An 18662-nucleotide genomic window follows, 5' to 3' on the forward strand; every position below is an offset into this window, starting at 1 on the left:
CGATGCCGACCAGCAATTCAATCCTCTGCGCGGATGACTACCGGTACGATCATCCTCTCTCGCTCCAGTCCATCATGGGCGAGTTTGAGCGAACTACAGCAACCGAGGGCCAACCAGACCCAATCATGGCCCCGAAGCGCTTGGATTGATGGATCGGGCGGCGGGATTTGATGTCCTGTTCGTCGACGCGATCATGCCGGTCGGCATCAACGGACGGCTGCTTGCCGTCGAGATCGACAATCGCCGGCCCGGTACTTTACACGTGGGGATATTCGGAGAACGCGATCATTCACCATGGCATGCTCGATCCGGGGCTTCCTTGCTCAGCAAGCCGTCCCGGTAGGTCCCTGCTTCCTCCGCTTTGGCGCTTCCGTTCGCGCACCGCGCTTCCAATGCGTCGATGAACGAACGATCCCACCGACCGTCACGCATGGCCTGCATCGTGGCTTCTTCACGGGCACGCTGAGTCTCGGCATTCGTGATCAACGAGCGAGCCGCATCGGGCGCGAATGCGAGCAGGCCATCCTGATCGCCAACGAGCAGATCACCTGGCCGCACGACCATCCCACCGACCGTGACCGGCACATTGATCGCGCCAGGACCATCCTTGTAGCGGCCGCGGTGATTGACGCCGCGTGCATAGATCGGAAACGTCCGCTCCCGGATTTCCGCCACGTCGCGGATAGCTCCATCGATCACCCCAGCAAGACCTATCGTTGCCCCGTAGAAGGATAGAATACCGCCGATCACCGCATTCGTGATGTCGCCACCCGCGTCGATCACCATGACATCGCCCGGCCGGCAAAATTCGAAGGCGCGCAGGATTGCGAGGTTGTCTCCCCCCCTCGAGTGAGCACTGTGACCGCCGTTCCGGCGAGCGGGGCGGGCTTGTGGTAGGGCGCGAGCCCGACGGAGCCGCTGTTCCGCTGCATATTGTCACTCAAGAGCGCCACGGGGATGTCGCGAAGCGCAGTAATGATGTCGGCCGATATCCGCGGTGCGGAAGCATTCTTCGTGAGACCGGAGGTCTGCATGGCTTCGAATCCTGTGTGGAGTATTAGCGCAAATCGAACACGGCCCGCGCGATGCGCGCGACGCCGTCGGTCAATGTTTCAATATCGGTGGTGATCGAAAGCCTGAAGTAGGGCGAAAGTCCATAGGCCGTTCCGCAACCAACGCGACGCCGGCGCTGTCGAGAAAATACAAAACCACGTCGCCGTCGGCGTCGAGCCGTTTGCCGTCGGGCGTGGTCTTGCCGATCAAGCCACCGCAATTGACATAGAGGTAGAACGCACCATCCGGCGCCATGCAACTCAGGCCGGGGATCGCGTTGACGAGCGTGCAAGCACACATGCCTCGGCGCCGGTAAAACGGAATATCACCCGGATTCGTACCTTCACGAACCTTATCGATGATATTGGCGAGGCGGCGAAAGGATGTCCGGTAGGTCAATCGAATAAGCCATCAGTCCGCCAACTTGGACGAAGTCCCCATAAGCATACATTGTGGGAATTTGGGCTTCAGCCGCCAGTTCGGCAATCATCGCACCATTGGTGAAATGCTCGGCTTTCATCAGATACCATCAGCGCATCCAAGTGATCTTGTTGCATCGATCTGAAGACGCGCTCTGCGTCGTTAAAGCGCTTGCCCAGCAGCTGCTCTTTTTGCCGCTTCTCGCGCTGCCGCACCCTCTTGGGTCTTGCCAGTACGATCGCGAGTGCGGGCCCGGGTGCCCATCAACAACCAATTTAGTTTTCCAGATTGCGCGAGCCTCAGCAGAAGCTTCGGTCCACCGGAAGCCCCGAACCATGCGAATGGTGCACCGCCGAACACGTGACGTTAAACTTCAGCGATTTCCTCCAAGAGTGCTTTGGCAGAACGAAGGTCTGATGTTTCCAACCCTTCCGTAAACCAGCCGTAGACGGGACCAAGGAGGCCTCTCGCGTCGGCCTTCCTGCCCTGGTCGCGCCAAAGCCGAGCCAGACTCATGGCCGCACGTAATTCAAAGGATTTCGCGCTTTGGCTTTGAGCAATCTTGAGCGCAGCTTGCAAGTAGTTCTCGACCTCCCCAGCTGGAGCACCACGAGTGCGATGCAGTTCGCCCTCCATGCATGCAAGCTCCGCCTCCCACATATGTTCTTCGTTGCGCGCAGCAATGGCCTTCGCTTCGGCCAGGGTGGCCAGCCCGTTTTCGTCGTCACCTAACTGGTGGTGCATCGCCGCGAGCATCCACAAGTACCGGACCTGGTACCAACTGGCTCCGAGCCTGGCCCTCTCGTTCAGACTGAGGCGCATGAGCGCCAAGCCGCCCTCCACGTCACCTTCTTGGGCCATTGCCCAACCCCGCAGGATGAGACCGCTCAAGCGCCAATAATTCAAACTGTGCTGATCGGCGAGATCGATGATGGCTTCAGCGTGCGCATGCACACCCGCCACGTCACCCATCAGCTCCGCAGGCCCCGCTCCGCCATAGACCTGCACGTGCGCCGTAAGGTTCGTTTGATTTAACTCCGCAGCGTATTCAAACGCCGCGCGGCTGGCCCTCTGCGCCTGTTCGGAATAGCCAAGTATCCAAAGCACGATCGCCAGGTAGGGTAACGCCGAGGCCTTCGGATCATGTACATAGTGGACAGGTGGCGGCCGATGCGTATCCGGCTGATAGCGCCTCACGATCGCTTCGAGCTCTAAGCGCGCCGTAAGAAAGTCGCCGGCGTGCATGGCGGTGAGCGCGGCCAAACGATGCGTAGCTAGTTTGAGCGCCGTGTCCCCGGTGCGCTCGGCAGCGCGCTGGGCCTCGGCGACAAGGCTCTGCATGGCACCAAAGTCGCCTCGCACGAAGTGGAAAACAAACTTGCCGCTAAGGGTGGCGAACAAGGCATCCGTGTCATCGAGTTCATAGCAGAGCGCATGGGCCCTGCTGAAGGCCGTGCCAAGCTGCGGCGCCGTGTATCCGTGAATGGCAATCAGCGGACCTCCGATCGCCGTTTGCAGGGCGAGTTCCTGGCGATCGCGCTCCGGCCCTTCTGGATTCGACTTGAGTGCATCCAGCCCTCTTGTGAGATGAGCGATCGCCTCGAGATTGGCGGAACGCCCCGCGGCAATCCGGCCCGCCCGCAGCCAATAGCCGACCGCCTTTCCCGCCAGTCCCCCCTGCGTGAGGTGCAAAGCGATCGTCTCCGGCTCAGCTTCTGCACGGGCAGGATAATGTTCCTCGAGAGCTGCAGCGATGCGAGCATGGATCTGCTGCCGCTTGCTCTTTAAGAGGCTCTCATGCGCGATGTCTTGGACCAGCGCATGTTTGAAGCTGTAGCCCGTATCCGGAGGTGCTCCACGGCGGAATATGAGTTCCGCTGTCATTAGATCATTGAGAGCACGCTGCAGCGCGTGTTCGTCGAGCGCCGTTACCGATCTTAGAAGCTCGTGTCCGAATTCGCGCCCAATGCATGCCGCGATCTGGGCGACTTCCTTTACCGGCGCCAATCGATCGAGGCGCGCCATCAACGAGTCCTGGAGCGTCGTCGGGATCGCTAGGGGCGGCAAAGGACCAATCAACTCATAGTAGCTGCCCCGGTCTTTGAGCAGCCCGGATTCGAGGACGGCCTTGGTGAGTTCCTCGACAAACAGCGGCACGCCATCAGTTTTAGCCAGAATCTGCTCAAGCACCTCTTGTGGAAGTATTTTGCCGCCAGTGATCCGGTCAACGACAGTCGCCCCTTGCCTGCGGCCTAGTCGGCTTAAAGAGAGCGCCGTCACGTGCCCATGACCTGCCCAGCGCGGAACGAACTCAGGCCGGAAGGTGATGATGATCAGAATCGGGAGTTGCTGCACTTCGTCAACGGCCCGGTCGAGGAGTTCGAGCATGGTAGGGTCTGCCCAGTGAACATCCTCGTAGACGGCGAGCAGCGGCTGCCTTGCCGCCAGGCCTTGTATCTGCTCCAGGAGAGCCTGGAACGTTCGCTCCTTCTTCTGGTGTGGGCTAAGTGCGAGTGGCGAGTATCTCTCCCCCGTCGGGATTGCCAGGAGGTCCGCAAGAACCGGCGCGCTCTCATGCACGTCGTTTGTGGCAAGAGCGAGCATGGCCTCGAGTTTATCGAGCTGTTCTTCGGGAGCATCCTCCCGTCGTATTCCTGCTGCCCGCTCAAGGAGCCCAATGACAGGATACAAGGCGGTGCTGGTATGGAACGGAGAACAGAAATGGCTCAGTGGCGTGTGCGGCGCACCTGCGAGGTGGTCGCGCAGCGCCCGCACGAGCCGGGACTTGCCAATGCCCGCTTCGCCGCCGAGCAGGACAATCTGTCCCTCTCGCTCTTTCGCGTGCTCCCAGCGCTCCAGGAGCAATGCAAGTTCTTGATCTCGTCCGACGAGCGCGGTCGTTGCCATGCCGTGCTGGGCGTCGAATCGACTCTCGGCTGCGCCCTCACCACTGACAAGCCAGGCCTGCACCGGCTCCGGGAAACCTTTGAGCGGCACTGTGCCGAGGTCCTGGTAAATGAAGGCTTCGGCCAGCAGGCGGCGCGTTGACTCGGCGATCACCACATCACCGGGCTCGGCCAGACTCTGCAGTCGGGCAGCCAGGTTCGGGGTTTCGCCGATCACGGCGCGCTCGCGAGCCTCTCCCTCGCCTATCAGTTCGCCGACCACGACGAGACCGGTTGCAATGCCGACGCGCGCGGCAAGCGCTACACCGCCCGGCTCGGTAAGGGAGGCGACCGCCTTGGTCACTCGAAGCCCGGCGCGGACGGCACGCTCCGCCTCATCTTCATGCGCCCGCGGCCAACCGAAATACGCGAGAACGCCGTCGCCCAGGAGCTTGGCTATGTGGCCTTCGAACCGGGCGATCTCGCCCGCCACGGCGTTGTGGTAGGCCTGCATGAGGTCACTCAGCTCCTCGGGGTCGCGCCCTGAGGCGAGCGCGGTGGAACCGACCAAGTCGACGAACATGACCGTAAGCTGCCGACGGTCCGCCTCTGAGGGCAGTGACGGCCTTGTACGTTCAGTTGGCTCACCAGCATCAGTGGCGACGGAAGCGATCGATGACATGCGCGCCTGAATCGCTTTCAGTACGGTCTTGCGCGGCCCGAGCGGCAAGCCGAGTTCTCGCAGATCGGCTTCAGTCAGGTCGTGCAGGACATCAGGCGTGACTTCGGCTTCCTGGAAAGCGCGAGTGTAGCGCTCCAGCCCAAGACTGCGAAGCCATTCGGCTATATCCACGCGACGTCTCCTCGCGCGGCGCCAAGCGATACGACGGCGAGTTCAGTTGAAGGTATGTAACCTCAGCTTCAGTGAGCCATCCGCTTGACGCTCGAACACATGGGTGGCAATGCCGCCGGCACTTTGGCGGCTCCCATCCGGTCCCTTGCCGTTGGCCGTCCATTTTGCGGTACTGTAGACGACCTTCTCGTCTCCACCCGCATCTATGATTGTTAGTTTGTGATCAGTGAATCCGCCTGAAAACAGCCCAGCAAAGAATTTTTCGATTTCTTCCGGACCCGATATAACCTGATGCGTTGGTGGTAACACTTTCGCGTTTGAAACGTACGCTGTCGCGACCCCTTTGGCGTCAGCTTTGTTGAACGCCGTATCCCACGCGGCATAAGCTCCGGTAACTTCGGCTCTCACGTCGGAGTTCGTCGAGGAGGCCAGGTTCGGCATGATTCCCTCCCTCAGAATTGGCTTAGTGACCTCCATCATACTACTGCTGGCCAGTCCGCGAAATCGGAACTCGCGGGAACAGGGCGTGCTATTAGGCCGCGGACGAAACGAGGGCACATCCATACTTCCGCTGAGGGCTACGAGCGCCTTATTCCGACTTCTAGATTTCACAATGGCAGGGAGCACCTGCTTCCTGCTTCATCCCGGACAGGAGGACGACATGCCTGATAGCGTCTACAAGGTCATTGAACTGGTCGGTACGAGCAACGACTCGTGGGAGAAGGCCGCCGCGAATGCGGTCGAGCAAGCTGCAAAATCTCTCCGAGATCTTCGCATTGCAGAGGTCGTCAAGCTGGATATGCAGCTCGATGACAAGGGAAAAGTCGAAGCCTATCGCGCCAAGCTCAACGTATCGTTCAAGTTCGAGGGCTCCTGAGCCTCAGCACCTCGCCCCATGCGTAGGGCGAGGAGGACTCATTGGAGTAGGCGCGTTGCCCGGTTCGCCTAGCCGGACACTGTGGCCCCGTCTCGGAAGTTGGCCCTAGTCCGACCGGGACCGATATGCTTTGATGCGTCGGGGCGTGTGGCGCGTGGTGGCCTTATGTACATGGTCATTCGCAAGTACACCAAGGTTCGTTCGGTAGCGGACGCCGCTCGCCGCGCCAAGAGCGGCGTCGGCCAGATCCTAAGGCAATCGCACGGATTCAGATCTTACTATGTGCTGGATGCGGGCGACGGCGTTGGTATCGCCGTGATGATATTTGACGATCGCGAAAGCGCCAATGCAGCGAACGCCAAGATACTCGCGTTTGTTCAAGCAAGTCTACATGACCTCGATCTTGGAGTTCCCGAAATCACCACCGGCGACGTTTTGGTGAACATAGAGCCGAATGAATTCTCGGGCATAAAGTAGCTGAAAACGCCGCCATTTGCGTGGCGGTTGGCCTCCTTTGCTCCTGTCGTCGACTTGATGTTCCCATCTCGTTTGCACCGGTCGCGCCCTGGACGCGCGTGCCGTCCGCCATGAATATGCGACTACGCGTGTTTTCGAGGAGTAGAGCCACATGAAGCAACATACCTTCGAAGCATTTTCCACCACCGCGATCTACTGGACACCGCTTGTGCTTATGGGCACCGCGATGCCGCCAAGAGATCCCGATGAAGACGACGAGGACGACGAAGAGGAAGATGACGCTGACGACCCGCCGGTCGTGCGCGAGCCGGACGAAGACTAGACTGGCGTGTTCCGCAGTCGGCGCTATAATATCTCTCATGGGCTGGGATGCGAAAGACATAGCGCTCCTCAACAGACTCTGGTCCGCAGGACAGAGCGCGGCGCAGATTGCGCGTCGTCTCGGGTGCAGTCGTAACGCGGTCTGCGGCATGCTGACCCGTCTGGGCTTGAAGCGCGGCCACAAGCCGCCCACAGCAAGGCCCAAGATAAGGCCGCGCCCGAAGTTGAGGCCGACCTCGTCGGCGGCCTGCGCCCGTCCAGTCGCACGGAAGGTGTCGCGGAACACAGTGCAGAGGCAGCCGCCCAAGGAATTCAGCAAACAGCAGCTCTACTCCATGCTGGCAGAGGCGGTCAGAAACACTGGATAAGAGCTCACCAAGAATGTGGTTGTGCTCCCGCAAGTCCCTGGCCAAGTTCGACGGGTTCGGCAGTCGTATACCCATCCCAAGGCTTCATCTGCTTGGATCACGGACTGACGCGCTCGCACCAAACCCCTGCCCTACTGGGCTTGATCGTAGGCCTGCAGGATCCGGACAAAATCAGCCATGCTGGATCGATCTTGGTTTTCAGCCATAGCTGCAACCTGAGTATTGGACACGCGTTGGCTTCCCCGTCTGAACCGCATCAGGAGGTCGGCGATGTTTCTCATGGCGGACTCTCTGCACTAACTACGGCCGTAAGCGTCAGTTGAGCGGCGAAGCGCCGCTAGATCGGGAGAAGGGCCGGCGGGCGCTACGCCGCCGGTCTCGTCCCGCAACTGCCGGCTCGCAGGGCCGGTTCCGTTGCTTTTCAGTCTGGATGTATCGGTAACATTAGCTCTTGGTCGGCGCCATCGCGCGCAGGTATGAAGTGACCATACTTAGGTAGACTTGGTTAGTGAATCGGGATCGGGAGCCATCCCGATCGGCACCGTTCGAATTGGAGGCTGCCGCTGCCAGGCCATCGCTGCCTGCGGTCGAGACACCCGGGAGGCGGTCAAGGCGCTCATTGTCGCGAACGGGCTCCTCGAGGCGCAGGTCGAGGATTGCGAGCCTCGGTTTCCGCTGGCTACTCGCGCGGCCCGTTCGTCGTCCGCGCAACCGTCCCCCCGAATTGACCAAGTAGGCACTTCGAAACCGCCGTCGAAAAGGCGTCCTCGGTCAAGCTGCAGATCCGAGCTTCATCCTCCACGACCAGAACACGAATGGCATTACTCGCCTCGGCGACCGATGCGGTCGTCTCGCGTGACGGTAAGTGCGTCGGCCCGCGAATGTCGTGCGCCTCAGCGCACCGGCACACCGTAGTAAGCATTCACGGAGCGCGTGGTCGCGGGGTCACTCCAATTCCAGCTGCTCTCGTCGGCGTCTTTCGGGGCGCCGCGGAGCTGGTCCTGGGTGATGCCGGTGACGTAGCCCCCGAGGTTGGTCGTATCTCAGCGCCTGCCATGGCAACGGATAGTGATCGTCGCCAATGCCGAGCAGCCCCCCGGAAGCTGAGCACCGCGTACGACACTTTGCCGCTGACCTTGTCGATCATGACCCGCTCGATGTAGCCCACCTTTCCTCCGTCGGCCCCGTACACGTTCGTGCCTTCGACCTTGTCGCTTCCGATCAAGCTGAAGGTTTCGCGATCTTCCATGGCCATGTTGACCTCCCGGATGAATCTTCCGGAGTCAACCGGGCGAGAATGGCTCCGTTCCTGGCTGAAGCCCTGGTAATGTTGTTCTCGCCATCGTCAGCGATGGGGCCACCCCGGACGGCGCGGCCCGCGCTGCCCGTGGGGGGCAAGCAGGTCCAAGGTTCCTGCGGGCAGCGGAATGGCGGAGGGACGCGGCCTTGCTGGCCTGATTACACCTCTGTGATAAAGGCCGAGGCGCTTTCGCGAAAGCTCTCAGCGCGGTCGCCTTCAGCCGCAGCGGGGATGCGGCGATGGGCCACTTCGGAGACGCAACCGTGATACGGAGGTTTGGCGAGGTCCTGGACGACCTGAGTACGCGTGAAGCCGCTGGTTCAGCTTTTTCAAGTCGTACTCGGTGCGCAGCCGGCCCACGATCGCTCCGATCACCTCCCCGCATCTTGCTGCCCGTCCGACATGATTGCGACCTTCCAGGTGTCATGACAGGGCAAGATGAGATGGCGATATAGGTCGGCAACTCGCAGCTGTCTTCCATTGTTGGACCTTCGGCCCTTCTAAGCTCCGGAACACGTGCGCGGTCCATACTTCTTGTTTGGCGGCGCAAACCATCGATGGACTGCCCGACCTTCGTTCAGCCGTCGGAACCGGAAGAAAGGCTCGAAGGATGTGAGGCGGCTCACATCACCGGGACCAATTAGAGCCTACGCCGTCTTGGCGGATACAACACCGGACGGAGATGTCGAATGAAACGCCTTATGCTTTCGCTCGTCACGGCCCTGCTCGTCATCGGTGCGGCGACCAGCGTGCTCAGACCGCATGCACTTCTTCACTCTGCACAGAGCGGCATGCCAAACATTCAAGAGCTGCAGACAGCCCAGGCGAGCACGCTGGCCGAGCAGGAGATCGAGGACCGGTCCGTTCTGTTTGCCAGAGGGCGCACGCAATAGAGCACACCTGACTGGCCCTCTTCAGCCGTTCCCCCTCATTCCGCCGCAGCGGTCACTGGTTGCGGCTTTTGATCGTTCGGCCCGGTTCGCCCACTCTGTTCGTCGAGCCAGAGGCTATGATGTTCGCGTGCCCAGTTGAGGTCGACCTCACCCGAACCCATGGCCTCGAAAGCCCCCTCCATCCCGATCGTGCCGATGTAGATATGTGCTATCATTGCGGCCACGAATAGCACGGCAACCACGGAGTGGATGATCTGGGCCATCTGCATGCCTTCAATGCCGCTGACGTAGAACGGGAACATCAGCTCGTATCCCGTCGCTGCAACGAGGCCGCCCCCGATTACGACGATCCAGTAAATCATCTTCTGGCCGGCGTTGAAGCGATAGGCCGGTGGATGATCATGGCCGACAATGCCCCCTCCCCGCTTGATCCAGGCGACGTCCACCTTGTTCGGGAGATTTCCCGCGATCCACTGCAGGAAGATCAGGACGACGCCGACGGTGAACGGGAAACTCAGATAGTTGTGGGCATACTTCGCCCATTGTGACCATTCGGAGAACGCTTCAAAACCGATCAACGGCAATAACAACGGCCGCCCGAAGGTGATGTTCAGACCCGAGATGGCGAGGATGATGAAGCAGGTCGCTGTCATCCAATGCACGAAGCGCTCAAACAGCGTGAAGCGCACAATGGTGCGCCCCGATCGCCCGCTTTCAAGCCGCACCATGCCACGGGTGAGATAGAAGATCACGAGCAAAGCCAGCATGCCGATAATCGCGACGCCCCCGATCCAGCGCAGCGTGACATTGCGAAACTCCCGCCATTCGCGTCCCTGTGGCTGCTCAAGCACGCCCGATCTCTGATCCGGAATGCTGACACGGCCCTGGATTCGGTTCAGCTCCTGCAGCAACTGCTGCTCCTTGACGGAGCTTGCGGTCGGATTGACCTGCTGGGTGCTCGCTGGAGCCGCCATGATCACCAGAAGCAGCGCGCATGCGCCAAATGCCAGGCGAATGAATCTTCCAAATGACGCCATCTGCGCCTCCCGGTATCGCATCCTTGACTGTCGTCCGCGTCAGGACTCGATCGTCTCGCGATACGCGGTCTTCCAGCCCCACGCGCCGGAGCCGTAGCCGCGCTTCATCACGCGTTCCTTGTAGATCTGGGCGATAATCTCCCCGTCGCCGGCGAGCAATGACTTCGTCGAACACATTTCGGCACACAGCGGCAACTTGCCCTCCGCCAGCCGGTTCGCGCCGTACTTCTCGTATTCCTCCTTGCTGCCATCGGCCTCGGGGCCGCCGGCGCAGTAGGTGCATTTGTCCATCTTGCCGCGTGAGCCGAAGTTCCCGACCTTGGGATATTGCGGCGCGCCGAACGGACAGGCGTAGAAGCAATAGCCGCAGCCGATGCAGAGGTCCTTGGAGTGCAGCACCACGCCATCGGCGGTGGTGTAGAAACAGTTCACGGGGCACACGGCTGCGCAGGGTGCGTCGGTGCAGTGCATACAGGCCATCGAGATCGAACGCTCGCCTGGCTTGCCATCATTTATGGTGACCACGCGGCGCCGGTTGATACCCCAGGGCACCTCATGCTCGTTCTTGCAGGCGGTGACGCAGGCATTGCACTCGATGCAACGGTCGGCGTCGCAGAGGAATTTCATACGGGCCATCGTCGTTGCTCCTTATGCCGCCGCGATTTGGCAAAGAGTGACCTTCGGTTCCTGCATGCCCGTCGCGGGATCATATCCGTAGGTCGTGATGGTGTTCGCGCTTTCGCCGAGAACGATCGGATCGGTCCCCTTCGGATAGGCGCTGCGAAGATCCTTCCCTGCCAGCCAGCCGCCGAAATGGAAGGGCATCCAGGCGACGCCCTTGCCGACACGCTCGGTGACGAGCGCTTTCATCCTCGCTCTGGAATTGTTCTCTGCGCCGGTGACCCAGACCCAGCCGCCATCCTTGACGCCGCGATCAGCAGCATCGGCCGGGTTGATTTCGATGAACATGTCCTGCTGTAGTTCGGCAAGCCACGGATTGGTACGCGTCTCCTCCCCACCTCCCTCATACTCGACCAGACGACCCGACGAGAGGATGAGCGGGAACTGCTTGGCAATCCCCTTCTCCACAGCAGCCTTCTGCACCGAAAAGCCGATGTTGGGCATGCGAAACTGCTTGGCATCGGGCAGCGTCGGATATTTCTCGACAAGATCGACACGTGGCGTGTAGATCGGCTCGCGATGGACCGGAATCGGATCGGGCAGGCCGAAGGCGTTCATGCGTGCCTTGCCGTTGCCGTACGGCACGCAGCCGTGTTTGAGCGCGACCCGCTGGATGCCTCCTGAGAGATCGAGCGACCAGGACACCGAATCCGGATTGGTCGGATTGATCTTCATGATCGTGGCCATCTCCGCCTCGGTGAGATCCGTGTCCCAGCCAAGCTTCTTCAGGCTCGCCAGCGTGAATTCGGGATAGCCGTCCTGGATCTCGGAATCCTTAGAGTAGGATTTGTCGGCCAGCAGGCTGACCTTGCGCGTGGACCCGTCTGGCAGCTTCTCCTCGCGCTCAATGCCGAAGCGCGGCCGGAACGTGCCGCCGCCGTCCATCACCGCGAGATTGGTGTTGTAGAGCAGCGGCGTGCCGGGATGCCGGACCTCCGGCGAGCCCCAGCATGGCCACGGCAGACCGTAATAATCGCCGCCGACCTCTGGATCGTCCTTGGGGGCTCGCATCGTCAGCATGTCGAACTTCGCCTGATTCTTCATGTGCGCCTTAAGCCGCTCAGGCGATTGCCCGCAATAGCCGGTCGACCAGCTGCCGCGGTTCATTTCGCGCAGCACATCTTCTGCTTCAGGCAGATCGTTCTCGACCTTGATTTTCTTGAACATCTGGTCGGCGAAGCCGAGCTTCTTGGCCATCAGATAGATGACCTCGAGATCGTCCTTGGATTCGAAGATCGGTTTGACGATCTGCTCGCCCCATTGCAGCGAGCGGTTCGAGGCGACGCGCGATCCCTTGCACTCGAATTGCGTGGCCACCGGAAGAATGTAGACGCCATCCTTGCGGCCGGCCTCGATCGCCAGCGATGCCCAGGTCGTGGGATGCGGGTCGGCAATGACAAGCAGGTCCAGCGCCTTCAGGCCTTTGAGAGACTCCGGAATGCGTGTGATGCTGTTGCTGGCGTGTCCCTGGACGAACACTGCCCGCACGTTGTCCTTCTGAGCGACCTGATCTTTCGGCAGCGTTACTGCCTCGAACCAGCGGGTCAGAGGAATGCCGGGAGTCTCCATGATCTGCTTGGAATCGAAGCGCGACTTCAGGAATTCGTAGTCAACGTCCCAGACCCGCGACCAGTGCTTCCACGCGCCCTCGGCGAGACCGTAGTAGAACGGCAACGTCACAATATCGAGCCCAACGTCGGTCGCCCCCTGCACGTTGTCGTGGCCGCGGAAGATGTTGGCACCCATGCCCGGTCCGCCCACATTGCCGGTCAAGAGCAACAGGATGCAGCTCGCCCTCACATTGGCGGTGCCGACGGTCTTCTGGGTCTGGCCCATGGCCCAGATCAAGGTCGACGGCTTCTCGGTGGCGAACAGCTTGGCGACCCGCTTGAGCTGTTCGCCTGGAATGCCGGTGACGCGCTCCACCTCATTCGGATTCCATTTCTCCACTTCCTTGCGGAGATCGTCGAAGCCGTAGACGCGCTGCCTGATGAATTCCTTGTCCTCCCAACCGTTCTGAAGGATGTGCCACATGATGCCGTAGAGCACCGGAATGTCGGTGCCCGGACGCATCCGCACATATTCCGTGGCGTGCGCAGCGGTGCGTGTCATGCGCGGGTCGATGACGATGAAGTTGGCCTTTTGCAGCTCCTTGCCCTCGAGCAGATGCTGCAACGAAACCGGATGCGCCTCGGCCGGATTGCCGCCCATGATCATCTGGGTTTTGGCGTTGCGGATATCGTTGTAGCTATTGGTCATCGCGCCATAGCCCCAAGTATTGGCGACGCCGGTGACAGTGGTCGAATGGCAGATGCGTGCCTGATGGTCGGTGTTGTTGGTGCCCCAGAACGCCCCGAGCTTGCGGAACAGATAAGCGCCTTCATTGGTCATCTTGGCCGAGCCGAGCCAATAAACGGAATCGGGACCCGATTTTTCGCGAACTTCGATGATCTTGTCGCCGATCTCGTTGATCGCAGTCTCCCAGGAGACGCGCGTCCATTGCCCGTTTAAGAGCTTCATCGGATAGCGCAAACGCCGCTCGCTGTGCACCAGCTCGCGTACGGAAGCTCCCTTCGCGCAATGAGATCCTCGATTGATGGGGGAATCCCAGCTCGGCTCCTGGCCGATCCAGACCCCGTTCAACACCTCCGCGGTCACGGTGCATCCGACCGAACAATGCGTGCAGATGCTTTTCTTGGCGGTGGCCCCGGCGGTCAGCGGACCCGCCACGGCCGCTTCCGCCTTGCGCACGCCGGAAATCGGCATGGTCCCGAGTGCCGCGAGCGCGCCACCCGCAAGACCGGACCGGCGCAGGAAGGCGCGGCGATCGAGACCGCCGGTCTGCCTTGCCATGGTGTCGGCGACCGAGCCGCGGCGGACGGATCCGGAATGCTCTTGTGTTCGCTTGATAAGCACGGGCGGCCTCCCTCAGGCGGGATAGCGGTTGACGCGGTAATAGGCCTTCACGTGATCGGATTCCTTGTAGCGCGACTTGCGCTTCTCATCGTCATTCTCGCTGTCGGCCTGCGCGGAACCGACGAGTGGCGTCGCCAACATGGCCCCAGCGCCTACCGTGCCGATGCCAACCCTGCGGAGGAAGTCGCGCCGTCCGACGATCGCTTTCTTTTCATCGCTCATCGCACCTCTCCCGGACCAGCCTCGCATGGCCACTTCGCGAACGAAAATCCTTGCCTCTCGATCTCGATAAACAGGCGGCCGAACGTGCCGACCGTGCGGTAGAACCTTGCGCTCGCCGCCTGCTCCATGTCGCCAAACAGACGTCCCATCCAGGACGAAACGTGTTTCTCGAACAGCGCACGCTGCGCAACGAACGGCGCTTCCCAGCGGCCATCAGCCATTCCGGCCATGATCGCGCAGAGGATGGCGGCATGATCCTCAGGCTCGGAATTGCCCTCGGCGCGCGCGATGCCGAGCTCCGCGAGATCCGTCCGCAAACGTGACAACGGCCGCTCGTTGAGGAAGCCGGTCAAATAGTAGGAGGCGTAGGGCAGCAACTCACCGCGGCCGAGACCGACAAAAAGGTCGAAATATTCACGTTCGACCTGAGCTGCGGTCGTGTGCGAAGCGGCTTCCGCCAAGCCGGCGTGAGCCTGACCGAGTGGCGTGCCGTCTCCGCTCAAACCCGTAAGCCGATCGAGCAAGCGCTTGGACGGCGCAGCTGCGAGCAAGGCGGCGAGAAGGACATATTCCTGCGCTCGCGCGACATCGATCGGATCGATGCTGTCTTGCGATGCCGTGTGTTCGTGATGGTGATCGGGATAGAGATCAGGCCGCAGCTCGGCCCGAGGAACACCTGTTGCAGCTTCGACCGCAATCACCCGCTGAGCGGGTATCTTGCTCCAGTTCGAAATCGAGGGCTGGCTGATGTGGATTTTGCGCGCAAGCTGGGCCACGCCGCCTGCGGCGTCAATGGCGCGATAGAGCCCGGCGTCACGCACATGGACCTCCGTTGCCTGAGACCCTCGAGCGAGCAATTTTACTTGCGCAACAAAGCGCTAGCAAACCTAGACCTGGTTCCGCAGACGGTCAATCGCCGCTCAATAGGTTGAGGCTATAGCCTTTGGTAGCAACACTATTGAGGCAGGGCACTGCCATGTACGCGGCGCGGAACAGTATCGGGCTCCATGGCCGGTTGCGATGCAACGGGAGCCGCGATCTCTGTGGGACCGGCTTCATCAGGCGTCTCGGTAAGCCCAGCGGAGTGCACAATATCCCCATTCGGAACGTCCGAGGACTTCTGCAATTGCGTCGGCGTGTCAGGCTGAGTCTCTGCGGCGTCACGCAGACCCCCGACGATCCGGTCGACCCAGGCTGCCAGCTCCGCCTGCGAGCAATCGAGCGGTCCAAAGCCCGGCATGGCATTCGGATCGTTAAAGTCCCAGGCGTTCTCGGCGAGCCCCACGAAATCGCGGATCGCCGGATCGGCCGTCCAGGCGCGGCGAAGGGCCGCTTGCATCAATTCGGGCGGAATACCTTTGCGCAGGAACGCGGTGATGTCGGTTCCCGCCGCGATCGCGTCGATCGACGGCAAGCTGCCGAGATCCACGTCCGGTTCGGGCTCGGCCGCGGCGGATGGCACCGCGGCTGCACCGGCCGGCCCGGCTGTTTCCGCTGGCGGAACATTCGAATTCGACTCGCGCTTGCGACGGGACCAACGTGCGAGAAACTCTTCCTCAGTCATTCTTGCCCGCCTTCATGCTGCCGACGCGCCAAAGCCTCGGGGTCGGCGCGCCGTCGCTCGCGTTTGACGAACTCTCGCTCGACGTGGTGTTCGGCAATGAAGCTTTCAATCAGCTCGCGCACTACCTCGGGCATCGGTACGGCTTCAACCAGATTGTCAGCGGCCTCGGTAAACCCCTCTCCTTCCGCGGGATCAGCGGTCGTGGCGGCGATCGCATAAGGCCAAGCTCCCTCGGATGGGCTCAAGACCACCCAGAGGCTCGGCGTGCCGGAGGCAATATTGTCGCGGTAACGCGCAGTTTCCGACACGTACAGATCAACCGTTGCGCTGCCGGCATAGAACCAGGTGGTGCCGCCCTGTTCGCGCAAGATTGTCCAGGGCTCCGTGTCCGGTTTGTCAGGCAACACGGCGGCGCTCCGCCAGATGAAATCGCCCCACGGCAAATCCACCTTGCGCCGTTCGACGACGATACCGACGGGAATACGCTGGAGTGGCAGGGCAACACTCATGAGATGGCCTCCAGGCGCCTGATCGGGAGTCCCCTCAACAGGTTCTGCGGTTTCATGCGGAGCTTCCGATCGGCTGTCATCGCTAGGATCAGATAGACTGGCTCGCCCCGCAAGGTCTCTAGGGCGAGTTGAGGATCCGCAAAGGTCAGGCGAAACAGCGAAAGAACTCGCCCTGCGCTGAGCCCGTCGAGCTCCTCGCCATGCCAAAGCCGATCGCCCATCTTGGTGGCGTCAGCGTCCAACCCGATATACCAGGCCAGCTTTACCTCGCGTAGTTCCGTCAGCGGTTCAATGCGAACATCGATCCCGAGCAGATGGGAGACCCAGCGCGTCATCGCCTGTGCCAGCGCGCGAGGGCCTCGCCCACCCGCGGTGAGATCGAGGGCCATATCGAACTGGTCGCTGCGTTGCCAATAACTCTCGGCATTTTCCTCGCTCAGCACATCGAGCTGGGCGTCAGTCTTGGTGCCCAGCATCGAGATCAGCGACAAGATAGGCGTCGGACTGCGATCGCCGACAACCTCTTCATCGCCAAGCAGCAAGGCCTGTTCATGTGGAAGGATCCGCTGCGGCCGGAAAAACAGCTCGGCGGCGCGCAGCACGAACACATCGTCGTTGGCGTCAAGCGCATTGCGCAAGATCACATGCACGAGCTGATTGATGAACAGCGGCGGCAGGACGTTTGACGACGAACTCAGAACTGCGAGATACGCAGCTTCGAGCGTCGGGTGCCGCAACATGAGATCGCGAAACCCCACCACGAAGCGCCAGTTCTCCCGCGCGTCCTCATCGGCTATCGCAGCGACCTCGTCGGCTGCGACCGCCCGGCGCGGATCAGCAAGCATCTCACGATGCAGTCTTTGTTCGACCGGGCACGCGTCCTTCGGCGGCATCAGCTCGGGACGGGCAAAATAAGCCTTCAAGAATTCGTCGGTGACACGAAGCCCGCCGCTCTCGTCGCGATCGAGCAGATGATGGCCGCATGCGATCCAAAAATCACTCATCGGAGGAGCCGCTCCTGGCCCCCATCAGAATAGTTAAGATCGCTGTCGGCTTTGACATCATCCTCGATTTCCATGAACGAGAATGCCTTGCCGTGCCGCTGCCCTTCCCGCAATTGCAGCTTACGGAAGCTCTCGTGGACGTCGCCGTCGCCGCCCGAGCGGTGGACCGCAATGAGCGAGCTGACCGGGTGCGAGCGAGCGACTGTGCAAAGGTGACTTCCTCTTCCGCAGCGGCCCTCGCAATTGCCATGTCCGGTGCGCCGAACCGATCGACAAGTTGTCTGGCAAGGAGCTCGATCAGCACCTGGCAATCGTCCTCGGTTGCCGGAACGATCTGCGCGAGCGTCGACCATCCCCAGGATTGCACGCCAAGAAAGCCGCTGCGGAAGGCGGCACGTGCCTTTCGGCTCAGCTCCGCCGGATCCTGACCGCAGAAGCGGAAGGCGCCGGAGACGGCCCATTCGCCTGGCATTGCCGGCACGTCGAACACGAAGGTGTCGGAGGGATCCAGGGCGATCGTGCGTAGAAGTTTGATAGTCTTTTTCACCGCCTCGGCCCTCCAAGCGTCGGATCGAGCCAGGATGGCGAGGCCAGCGCGTCGACGAGAGCTGCCCGCTCGGTCGTATCACGACCCGTGTGGCGCGTGAGCAGATCGCCGCGATCATCGATGCGTCGGAGCGTTTGCCGCTCGCGAGGGATACGGCTGAGATATTCGCGCGCGACGCTGTCAAATCCATCGACCTGCCAACTGTCGATCGCCCGCATCAGGTGCCGCGCAAAGCTCTCTGTCATCTGTACTGCGCCGGCCTCGCCGAACCCTTCCTCATCGAGGGCGGAGGCAAGCGGGCGAACACCGGGATCATGATCGTTGATCATGACTGTTCGAATCATGGCCCCAAATACGAGCCAATCCGGCGGCTCATCCTCGTCCGCGGATGCAGGCCAGCCAAGCCGTCCCCCTACGAGTCCACCGTCAATCCTCACCGCATCGGGCCAACCGATCGCAACCTCCTTGGCCGGCGGCGCACAGGCGCGCAGGGCGTCGGTCAGGGCGACCATGCCGGCGTAAAAGGCGCGGCGTGCGGTGGTCAGCGGCTCCGTCGGCTCCAGCACCACCGCGAACTCGGCGACGTCGAACCGCCCTACATAGACCAGCGTGCCGGCACCGCTTTCGGGTGCAATGCAGCATGCATGGGCGAACGCGTCTCCGCTCTCGCGCAACCGGACCAAGGCAAAGGGCGGCGGCAATTGGATCCATTCCGCCGTAGAAGCGAGGCTGGTT

General features: G+C 61.3%; 20 protein-coding genes and 1 pseudogene. 5 read left to right on the forward strand and 16 right to left on the reverse strand.

Translation table 11 applies throughout. The features are described from left to right. Positions 1–285 precede the first annotated feature (285 nt). The 4 genes from FXB41_RS04450 to FXB41_RS04465 all read right to left on the reverse strand — a co-directional run bounded on the left by FXB41_RS04450 (position 286) and on the right by FXB41_RS04465 (position 5652). Complete coding sequence (locus FXB41_RS04450) at positions 286–786, reverse strand: RraA family protein (protein ID WP_246648594.1); 501 nt, start codon at positions 784–786, stop codon at positions 286–288. A 318-nt stretch (positions 787–1104) separates the two neighbouring features. After that, positions 1105–1452, reverse strand: a complete 348-nt coding sequence (locus FXB41_RS04455; RefSeq protein ID WP_219680045.1) for a hypothetical protein — start codon at positions 1450–1452, stop codon at positions 1105–1107. A 387-nt stretch (positions 1453–1839) separates the two neighbouring features. Further along, positions 1840–5211 carry an adenylate/guanylate cyclase domain-containing protein gene (locus tag FXB41_RS04460; protein ID WP_219680049.1) on the reverse strand — a complete coding sequence of 1124 codons (3372 nt, stop codon included), beginning with the start codon at positions 5209–5211 and terminating at the stop codon, positions 1840–1842. 42 nt (positions 5212–5253) lie between these two features. Further along, positions 5254–5652 (reverse strand): YybH family protein, encoded by a 399-nt coding sequence (locus FXB41_RS04465; protein WP_246648595.1) that lies wholly within the window; start codon positions 5650–5652, stop codon positions 5254–5256. Positions 5653–5872: 220 nt separating this feature from the next. Between FXB41_RS04465 and FXB41_RS04470 the strand changes: the two genes are divergently transcribed. The 4 genes from FXB41_RS04470 to FXB41_RS04485 all read left to right on the forward strand — a co-directional run bounded on the left by FXB41_RS04470 (position 5873) and on the right by FXB41_RS04485 (position 7254). Beyond that, positions 5873–6088 (forward strand): dodecin family protein, encoded by a 216-nt coding sequence (locus tag FXB41_RS04470; protein WP_035994976.1) that lies wholly within the window; start codon positions 5873–5875, stop codon positions 6086–6088. 165 nt (positions 6089–6253) lie between these two features. Next, positions 6254–6565, forward strand: coding sequence for a hypothetical protein (locus FXB41_RS04475; RefSeq protein WP_219680055.1), 312 nt, complete (start codon positions 6254–6256; stop codon positions 6563–6565). A gap of 151 nt (positions 6566–6716) precedes the next feature. Next, a complete protein-coding gene (locus tag FXB41_RS04480) occupies positions 6717–6887 on the forward strand; it encodes a hypothetical protein (RefSeq protein WP_007592749.1) in 171 nt (56 codons plus the stop codon). A 37-nt stretch (positions 6888–6924) separates the two neighbouring features. Continuing rightward, on the forward strand, positions 6925–7254 hold the full coding sequence (locus FXB41_RS04485; RefSeq protein ID WP_007592751.1) for a GcrA family cell cycle regulator: 330 nt from the start codon (positions 6925–6927) through the stop codon (positions 7252–7254). A gap of 131 nt (positions 7255–7385) precedes the next feature. Here FXB41_RS04485 and FXB41_RS04490 read toward each other — a convergent pair whose 3' ends face one another. Beyond that, positions 7386–7535 (reverse strand): hypothetical protein, encoded by a 150-nt coding sequence (locus FXB41_RS04490; protein WP_198288232.1) that lies wholly within the window; start codon positions 7533–7535, stop codon positions 7386–7388. A 612-nt stretch (positions 7536–8147) separates the two neighbouring features. Further along, positions 8148–8509 (reverse strand): annotated as a pseudogene (locus tag FXB41_RS04495) (PRC-barrel domain-containing protein). A 734-nt stretch (positions 8510–9243) separates the two neighbouring features. Between FXB41_RS04495 and FXB41_RS04500 the strand changes: the two are divergent. Continuing rightward, positions 9244–9447 (forward strand): hypothetical protein, encoded by a 204-nt coding sequence (locus FXB41_RS04500; protein WP_007592755.1) that lies wholly within the window; start codon positions 9244–9246, stop codon positions 9445–9447. 35 nt (positions 9448–9482) lie between these two features. Here the strand turns inward: FXB41_RS04500 and FXB41_RS04505 are convergent, their stop codons facing one another. The 10 genes from FXB41_RS04505 to FXB41_RS04550 form a co-directional block, all read right to left on the reverse strand. After that, complete coding sequence (locus FXB41_RS04505; RefSeq protein WP_219680058.1) at positions 9483–10484, reverse strand: formate dehydrogenase subunit gamma; 1002 nt, start codon at positions 10482–10484, stop codon at positions 9483–9485. A 39-nt stretch (positions 10485–10523) separates the two neighbouring features. After that, positions 10524–11120, reverse strand: a complete 597-nt coding sequence (fdh3B, locus tag FXB41_RS04510; RefSeq protein WP_007592757.1) for a formate dehydrogenase FDH3 subunit beta — start codon at positions 11118–11120, stop codon at positions 10524–10526. Positions 11121–11132: 12 nt separating this feature from the next. Beyond that, positions 11133–14081: a formate dehydrogenase subunit alpha gene (locus FXB41_RS04515; protein WP_219680061.1), complete on the reverse strand. Its 2949-nt coding sequence runs from the start codon at positions 14079–14081 to the stop codon at positions 11133–11135. Positions 14082–14093: 12 nt separating this feature from the next. Further along, positions 14094–14303: a twin-arginine translocation signal domain-containing protein gene (locus FXB41_RS04520; RefSeq protein ID WP_219680064.1), complete on the reverse strand. Its 210-nt coding sequence runs from the start codon at positions 14301–14303 to the stop codon at positions 14094–14096. Beyond that, positions 14300–15124: a molecular chaperone TorD family protein gene (locus FXB41_RS04525; protein WP_219680068.1), complete on the reverse strand. Its 825-nt coding sequence runs from the start codon at positions 15122–15124 to the stop codon at positions 14300–14302. Before FXB41_RS04525 ends, FXB41_RS04520 begins: the two co-directional genes overlap by 4 nt. Positions 15125–15258: 134 nt before the next feature. Continuing rightward, positions 15259–15867 (reverse strand): DUF3306 domain-containing protein, encoded by a 609-nt coding sequence (locus tag FXB41_RS04530; RefSeq protein WP_219680071.1) that lies wholly within the window; start codon positions 15865–15867, stop codon positions 15259–15261. Beyond that, a complete protein-coding gene (locus tag FXB41_RS04535) occupies positions 15864–16376 on the reverse strand; it encodes a DUF3305 domain-containing protein (protein WP_219680074.1) in 513 nt (170 codons plus the stop codon). The genes FXB41_RS04530 and FXB41_RS04535 overlap by 4 nt, the downstream gene beginning before the upstream one ends. Then, positions 16373–17380, reverse strand: coding sequence for a DUF6352 family protein (locus FXB41_RS04540; protein ID WP_219680077.1), 1008 nt, complete (start codon positions 17378–17380; stop codon positions 16373–16375). The genes FXB41_RS04535 and FXB41_RS04540 overlap by 4 nt, the downstream gene beginning before the upstream one ends. After that, entirely contained in the window at positions 17373–17870 is a 498-nt protein-coding gene (locus tag FXB41_RS04545; RefSeq protein ID WP_311985788.1) for a DUF6505 family protein, read from the reverse strand. Before FXB41_RS04545 ends, FXB41_RS04540 begins: the two co-directional genes overlap by 8 nt. A gap of 53 nt (positions 17871–17923) precedes the next feature. Next, positions 17924–18628 carry a biotin/lipoate--protein ligase family protein gene (locus FXB41_RS04550; RefSeq protein ID WP_246648597.1) on the reverse strand — a complete coding sequence of 235 codons (705 nt, stop codon included), beginning with the start codon at positions 18626–18628 and terminating at the stop codon, positions 17924–17926. Between the last annotated feature and the right edge of the window lie 34 nt (positions 18629–18662).

The organism is Bradyrhizobium canariense, assembly GCF_019402665.1.
In the GTDB taxonomy this organism is placed as follows: Bacteria; Pseudomonadota; Alphaproteobacteria; order Rhizobiales; family Xanthobacteraceae; genus Bradyrhizobium; species Bradyrhizobium canariense.